Origin of the sequence: Lentilactobacillus kefiri, from assembly GCF_007989105.1 — a bacterium.
Lineage (GTDB): Bacteria > Bacillota > Bacilli > Lactobacillales > Lactobacillaceae > Lentilactobacillus > Lentilactobacillus kefiri.
Map to the genome: position 1 here is coordinate 1 of NZ_BJVK01000055.1, position 7,128 is coordinate 7,128.

Below are 7,128 nucleotides of genomic sequence, written 5' to 3' on the forward strand. Positions count from 1 at the left end.
ACCCATAGAAGCTTCCGCCAACACTAACTGGAAGCATCTTGATATGAATTCTCTCGGATATGCCTCTAAGCAAAAGGTACTCAAGTACAATTCTGTGAACTGGGGTGAGTTTGAGGGCGATCGCCAGGACTTGTTCAAAGATACCAAGCATGTTGAGTACAAGTACACGAAGCACTCAAGAACTATGGTGATGCGCTATAAGAATCCGCAACGATATTATCTGAAGACAAAGTACAATTACCGGAAGCTGATTTTTCGACATGGACATAAAACACCCATTATCACATACTACATGAAAGTTGGGCATGATAAGTGGAAGTTTGTGAACACTATTCAATTTTGGATGAAGAAGCCAATTAGATATTAACCATCAATATGAACCTCGAAGCACAGTGCTTCGAGGCTTTTGTTTTCACTCCAAACCTTTCAGAATATTGTTTTAATTATGTCCTCAAATCGTTTAATTTTAAACAATTTAGGGACACGGTTAAAACCGCTTGTCTTTAGTAATTAGTGTCATAGCTATGTAAAACTAACTTTACCTGTGAATATCCACTGATTGTTTAGGTAATTGTGTGACAATAAAAAACGCTAACTACATTGAAGTGGTTGGCGCTCGCCTGTGATTTAATTCAACTCAGTGAAATGAATTGCCTTAGGACATTAATCAAAAAAGCCAAAAATATCTTTAATAGCAGCCAAAGCTTGTGCTAATTCTGCCGCATTGACATGATCAACAATCTTGCCGGATCTGGTGATGTAGTCATAACCCAAAAGACCGGTTAAAATAACATGGCCTTCTATCTTATGCGAAGAAAGTGTAATCTGAAAGGGTGCCTTAATTTTAGTTGTATGGGTAATTGAAAAGCCGACAATCATACCGGTCCGTTGATTATATGCTTTATCACTCACAACCAGTAACGGTCTAAAAGTATTACTGGAATCTGGATTATGACCACCATATTCATGGCTGGCGTGCGGTTCACTATCAATCCAGATAAGATCTCCTTGCTGCGGGATGTCTTTAGTCATTCCCAATATCCTCTCGTCCAACCGGTGTGCCATTGTCCCCAATGTTTTCTTCTTCCATTGCTTTTCGAAGATCGTAGTTCGAGTCTGCACTATAAATGTTGTGTCGTACTGGTAGCAAACTGATCACGCCATTTTCATCCTTGATTGGTTCAAACTCAACGTTTTCCCCTACCTTAAACGAAGCAGGAATAGTCACCATAATCGAATTGCCTTGACGCCGTGTTTTTACAGTCATTATTATCACCCTTTCTACACGTAATTATGTATGTAATTACATTCAAATTCAAGAGGTTTATATCGATAAGTTAGAACGACATATTGTGTTTTGTAAGTTGAAAGCTTGGACTGGGAGGCATACACTTATAACCATGTTAAGTACATACAATAGGAGGAAAAGATGAAAATTATCAAAAGTATCTTCAGCTGGATCCTGCCAATTGTGATTGGGCTGGGACTGGCACTGTTCCTTAAGACCTACATTATTTCCCCAGTTCGAGTTGATGGGGACTCGATGATGCCCAACTTACAGAACAACGAGCATGTGGTGATTTTAAAAACAAAGCCGATTAAGCGTCTGTCGGTGGTTGTGTTCAACGCGTATAAATTAGCGCCGGATACCAACCCGAAGACAGAATTTGTAAAGCGAGTTATTGGAATTCCCGGTGACAGGATCACTTATACCAAGACGGGTCATTTGTATGTGAACGGTCAATATATCAAGCAGCCGTTCATTTCCCGTCAACAGCAGGCCACCGGTACATTGAGTAATGTTAATGATAATGGGTTTAACCTATCGATGCTCTCCTCAAAGTGGAACAGGGGCAGGCAAACCGCCGTGGTTCCAAAAGGCCAGTATTTTGTGATGGGGGACAACCGAAACATTTCCTATGATAGCCGCTACTGGGGCTTTGTGCCGAAATCGCATATGGAAGGCGTGGTGTACACGTTCCCATGGGATTCAAATCGTAGTGAGATTAATAATTATGGATAATAAAACGTCCTGCCAGATTTTTCTGACAAGACGTTTTTGTTTTGCTTTACTTATTTTCCATTCAAGGCGCGGACTTGATCAATTAAACCCAGGAATTCATCCGCTGCTGCACGGTAATCTTCAATTTTATCGCCATACTTTTCGTTAAAGCCTTCCAAGCCGCCGGCAACGAACGCATATTCATAATCGTATACTTTTTCATAGGCTGCAGTGAATTTCTGTAGCAAGTCATGATGTTTACCATCCAACTGCAAAGCCATTTGAACAACACGGACATCGGTGTAACCCAGCTCGAACTGAATGGCCCATGCCCGGATGAAGTCGTGTTGGGCCTCGATGTGAGTAAAGTGGTGCTGTGTGTTCCAAGTTAATCGATCCAATGATTTGATAACGTCTAACATGTCATTACCTCCCCTAAATCAGTAACGGTTATCTTTGATCCACGATCATTGAACCGCGTTTGGCTGGGGAGGGCAAGTGATTCGCTTATGAATTAATTTTGCTGACTGAAATCAGAAAGTTAGCAAACAAGCACCCTTGGAGAAGTCTACTCCAAGGGTGCTTGTCATTTCTAAACGAATTTATTTAATCAGTTGTGGTTGAAACACACCCATCACTGTATCCTGTGCGGTAAACACTGGAATTTGGTGACTCAGTGCATTGGCAACGAGTTCTTTTTGATCAGTTGTTTCATCTTCGGAACTTAGGACAAAAGCAAGGTTGTCTGGCCATTCCATACCTTGATGGTAAGTTTTAATACCAAATCCACTACCCTTAAGCTGGTCGACTAGGCTGGTATTCTTAGCGTCAAACTCTGAAAGCAGCGCATCGCCACTCACGTTATTGGTATCGATGTGGTAACTGTCAAATAATGCATTGTGTAAGGCTTCCTGCAAATTGTTTCCAGAACCGATGTCTTCACCGGTTGACTTCATTTCTGGACTCAAGGCAGTTGGGGCACCTGGTAATTTGGCAAATGAGAAGACTGGAGCTTTCACGTAAACCTTGGCTGGTTCTGGATGCAGACCAGGCTTCAGACCAAGTTCATCGAGTGATTTGCCAAGAATCAGTTGGGTTGCCAACTGTGCCAAATGCAGCTTGACGATCTTACTCATGAACGGCACGGTTCTTGATGCCCGTGGGTTCACTTCGATGACGTACACTTCATCAGCAACAATGAATTGAATATTCATCATACCGACAGCGTGGACCTGCTTACCGATTTTAGTGGCAATCTCAACAATTTTTTGCTTTTGATCATCTGTCAAAGTCTGTGGTGGATACATGGCAATTGAATCACCGGAGTGAATACCAGAGCCTTCGAGATGTTCCATAATGCCGGGTACGAATACTTCGTTACCATCACTAAGGATATCAACTTCACATTCAGTGCCGGGAATATATTGGTCAATCAGGATTGGTTCACCGTGGCTGTTTTTGAGGGCGGGGATGAGATATTCGTTTAACTCGTCATCGTTATGGACAACGGCCATTCCTTTACCACCGAGGACAAAGCTTGGACGTACCAATACTGGATAACCAAGCTTGTTGGCAATTTCCAATGCTTCTGGGGCATTGGTTGCGGTGTTACCTTTTGGATGAGCAATGTTTTGATCAATTAATAGTTGTTCGAATTGGTGACGGTCTTCGGTTTGTTCGATTCCATGAAGCGAAGTACCGAGGATTGAAACACCGTGTTTAGTCAAATCTTCAGTGAGGTTGATGGCAGTTTGACCACCGAACTCAACGATCACGCCGATTGGTTGTTCCAAGTTGATAATGTTCATGACACTATCGATGGTTAATGGTTCGAAGTAGAGCTTGTCTGAAATTGAGAAGTCGGTTGAAACCGTTTCAGGGTTGTTATTAATAATAATGGCATTGTAACCAGCTGCTTGAATGGCTTTCACACAGTGAACAGTGGCGTAATCAAATTCCACACCTTGGCCGATTCGAATTGGGCCGGCACCAATAACGACGATGCTGTTGCCAATTGGTTTACTTTCGTTCTCATTTCCAACAGTACTATAGTAGTAAGGCGTTGTACTTTCAAACTCAGCAGCACATGTATCAACCATTTTGTAGACCAAATGTTGATCTTCCATTGAATCCAACTTGACCAGTTGGTCGTCGGTTGCGTGATGAATTGCTTTGATCATGGTGTTGTTGAAGCCTAATTTACGAGCTTTCAATACCATGTCGGCACTGAGTAATCCGTCGGTCAGCTGTTGCTGCATCTTGATGATGTTTTCTAATTTAGATAAGAAGTACATATCAATTTTAGTGGAACGGTTAATTTGTTGGATTGTGGCACCTTTACCGATTGCGGCAAAAATTTCAAACAAACGGTAATCTGTTGGTGTCTTAATCTTTTCCAACAGGTCACCCATTGACATTTTTCGTGTATAAGTCGGAATCAGGTCAGTTTGCGCTTGTTGATCAAGTTCCAAAGATTGAACGGCCTTAAGCAGTGATTCTTCAATGGTACTGCCGATTGCCATGACTTCTCCGGTTGCTTTCATTTGGGTTCCCAGTTTGCGATCTGCGTTTGTGAATTTGTCGAAGGCAAAGCGTGGAATCTTAGCAACCACGTAGTCTAAGGCAGGTTCAAACATTGCAAACGTGGTTTGCGTTATTGGGTTGATGATTTCATCAAGGTTTAAGCCCACTGAAATTTTGGCAGCAATTTTGGCGATTGGGTAGCCGGTTGCTTTTGATGCCAAAGCTGATGAACGGCTGACACGTGGGTTGACTTCGATAACGAAGTACTTTTCACTGTTTGGATCTTGGGCCAATTGAACATTGCAGCCACCCTCAATTTTAAGGGCATTAACAATCGTTAATGATGCGTCACGTAGACGTTGATATTCTTTATCAGTTAAAGTTTGAGTTGGGGCAAAGACGATTGAATCACCAGTGTGAACACCAACCGGATCGAAGTTTTCCATACCAGTGACGATGATTGAACTGCCATGATGATCACGCATAACTTCAAATTCAATTTCTTTAAATCCGGCGATACTCTTTTCAACTAAACATTCGTTTGAAGGTGACATTGTTAAGCCACGGTTCAAGATGGTCTTCATTTCATCGTCATTGTGGGCAATTCCACCACCGGTTCCACCTAAAGTGTAGGCAGGACGAATGATAACCGGATAGTCAATTTGATGAGCGAAGTCCAAGCCATCTTGGAGATCGTAGACGGTCTTTGAATCAGGAATTGGTTGGTGTAATTCCTGCATCAAGTCCTTGAACTTTTCACGGTCTTCGGCTTCGTTGATGGTTTGGAGGCTGGTACCCAGCAATTCAACACCAAGTTCATCAAGGATGCCGTCTTTACTGAGTTCAACGGCGAGGTTCAAACCAGTTTGGCCACCCAAAGTTGGTAGGATTGCATCTGGATGTTCTTTCTTGATAATTTTCTTCAAGCTTGGAACGGTTAATGGTTCCAGATAGACTTTATCAGCAATTTCGTCATCTGTCATGATTGTGGCAGGGTTCGAGTTCACCAAGATAACCGAGTATCCTTCTTCACGAAGACTTAAGCACGCTTGGCTGCCGGCATAATCAAATTCTGCGGCTTGGCCAATGACAATTGGACCTGAGCCGATGATCAATACTTTTTTAATATCTTCTCTTTTTGGCATTAGTGAACCCCTCCGTTTACGTGCATCATATCGATAAATTTGTCAAACAGCTTATTCGCATCGTGTGGTCCCGGTGCTGCTTCAGGGTGATATTGAACGGAGAATACCGGGCGGCCTGGATAACGGAGGCCTTCACATGTTTTGTCATTGACTTCAAGAGCGGTGACTTCCAATGGTGTATCATCAACCGAGTCGACATCAACCGCATAGCCATGATTTTGGGAAGTGATGTAAATGTCACCGGTAATCACATTTTTAACTGGATGATTAATTCCACGATGACCAAATGTCATCTTGTAAGTTTTAGCACCGTTTGCCAAGGCAAGAAGCTGATGTCCCAAGCAAATCCCGAATAGTGGGAAGTTATCTTGGAGCTTTTGAATAACTGGCAGGAAGTCGGAATAATCCGTTGGATCGCCAGGTCCGTTGGATAATAGAATTCCGGTTGGATGTAGGTTGGCAATATCTTCAAATGTTGATTCGGGAGTAACAACTGTTACGTCAATTCCGGGACGCTGCAGTGACTTAACGATGTTGTCTTTAACACCAAAGTCAACAACCACAACGTGTTCAGCATTTTTGGCGTCGCCTGCGGACAATGTAGCTGATTTAATGATCGATGCCTGGCGATCTTCTTCTGTTTGTTTAGTGACTGGTTGATTAGTCAGGCTGGCTTTCATTGTGCCATAGCGGCGAATAATTTTGGTTAACTGTCGGGTGTCAATCCCGCTGATTGCTGGAACCTTTGATTGCTTTAAAAACGCATCGAGGCTGATAACGCTTTGATAGTGAAATACTTGATCAGTCATTTCTTTAACGATGACCGCTGCGGCTTGAACAGTGTCTGATTGGCTGGTTTCCAATGAGATACCATAGTTGCCGATTAATGGATAAGTGAAGCTGATGATTTGATCTTTGTACGACGGATCGGTCAACGTTTCCTGATAACCGGTCATGCTGGTGGTAAAGACAAGTTCACCGTCAATCTCGGCGCCCAAGTCTCCGCAAGCTTCACCAACGAAGACATCTCCGTTTTCCAGAGTTAGATATTTTTTCATGTCCGAACCTCCTCAAATTTTCCTACACAACGACGTGACATTTGCAGTTAACGCTTTTGATTAATTAAGATAGAAGTATTTTGGGGAAATGTCAAGCAAAAATATGCAGTATTTGCTGATATTCGGATAAATATGTACAAATAAAATACAATATGTATATTTATTAATTCATATTAAAATGCTGGAAATGCCGTCCTTATAGATAAGTTATTCGTTTCTTAAAAATATATTCGAACTTCTGGATAAATAATCATTTTAAAAAAATAATTTTGCAAATAGACTTGTTTTTTCTCTCAAAATAGAATATGATTCTAAGTAATCAAACAGAACCTTTAACATTAACCCCGTGAGGTTAAGAAGGTATGGCGAATCTTGAGGAATACTCAAGGCAAACTAAAAC

At 41.9% G+C, this 7,128-nt stretch carries 7 protein-coding genes; 2 read left to right on the forward strand and 5 right to left on the reverse strand.

Features of this window, described 5'->3' with window-relative positions; genetic code table 11:
- Positions 1-367, forward strand: a 367-nt coding sequence (locus LKE01_RS11060) for a hypothetical protein (protein WP_225426954.1), incomplete at its 5' end; no start/stop codon positions are given.
- A gap of 296 nt (positions 368-663) precedes the next feature.
- Here the strand turns inward: LKE01_RS11060 and LKE01_RS11065 are convergent.
- A complete protein-coding gene (locus LKE01_RS11065) occupies positions 664-1,032 on the reverse strand; it encodes a type II toxin-antitoxin system PemK/MazF family toxin (RefSeq protein WP_054769845.1) in 369 nt (122 codons plus the stop codon).
- Positions 1,025-1,267, reverse strand: coding sequence for a type II toxin-antitoxin system PemI/MazE family antitoxin (mazE, locus tag LKE01_RS11070; protein WP_054769846.1), 243 nt, complete (start codon positions 1,265-1,267; stop codon positions 1,025-1,027). The genes LKE01_RS11065 and mazE overlap by 8 nt, the downstream gene beginning before the upstream one ends.
- Before the next feature lie 162 nt (positions 1,268-1,429).
- On the opposite strand from mazE, the gene lepB reads away from it, so the two are divergent.
- On the forward strand, positions 1,430-2,023 hold the full coding sequence (gene lepB, locus LKE01_RS11075; protein ID WP_054769847.1) for a signal peptidase I: 594 nt from the start codon (positions 1,430-1,432) through the stop codon (positions 2,021-2,023).
- Between the two features lie 50 nt (positions 2,024-2,073).
- Here the strand turns inward: lepB and LKE01_RS11080 are convergent, their stop codons facing one another.
- The 3 genes from LKE01_RS11080 to LKE01_RS11090 form a co-directional block, all read right to left on the reverse strand.
- A complete protein-coding gene (locus LKE01_RS11080) occupies positions 2,074-2,424 on the reverse strand; it encodes a hypothetical protein (RefSeq protein WP_054769848.1) in 351 nt (116 codons plus the stop codon).
- Positions 2,425-2,604: 180 nt separating this feature from the next.
- The gene (carB, locus tag LKE01_RS11085) at positions 2,605-5,670 is read right to left on the reverse strand and encodes a carbamoyl-phosphate synthase large subunit (protein WP_056982411.1); all 3,066 of its coding nucleotides are present in this window, start codon (positions 5,668-5,670) and stop codon (positions 2,605-2,607) included.
- On the reverse strand, positions 5,670-6,728 hold the full coding sequence (locus LKE01_RS11090; RefSeq protein WP_054769849.1) for a carbamoyl phosphate synthase small subunit: 1,059 nt from the start codon (positions 6,726-6,728) through the stop codon (positions 5,670-5,672). The genes carB and LKE01_RS11090 overlap by 1 nt, the downstream gene beginning before the upstream one ends.
- Positions 6,729-7,128: the final 400 nt, after the last annotated feature.

Coding starts and splice junctions, on each gene's coding strand:
- mazE (WP_054769846.1), bottom strand. CDS start 1,267: ATGACTGTAAAAACACGGCGTCAAGGCAATTCGATTATGGTGACTATT.
- LKE01_RS11080 (WP_054769848.1), bottom strand. CDS start 2,424: ATGTTAGACGTTATCAAATCATTGGATCGATTAACTTGGAACACACAG.
- carB (WP_056982411.1), bottom strand. CDS start 5,670: ATGCCAAAAAGAGAAGATATTAAAAAAGTATTGATCATCGGCTCAGGT.
- LKE01_RS11065 (WP_054769845.1), bottom strand. CDS start 1,032: ATGACTAAAGACATCCCGCAGCAAGGAGATCTTATCTGGATTGATAGT.
- LKE01_RS11090 (WP_054769849.1), bottom strand. CDS start 6,728: ATGAAAAAATATCTAACTCTGGAAAACGGAGATGTCTTCGTTGGTGAA.
- lepB (WP_054769847.1), top strand. CDS start 1,430: ATGAAAATTATCAAAAGTATCTTCAGCTGGATCCTGCCAATTGTGATT.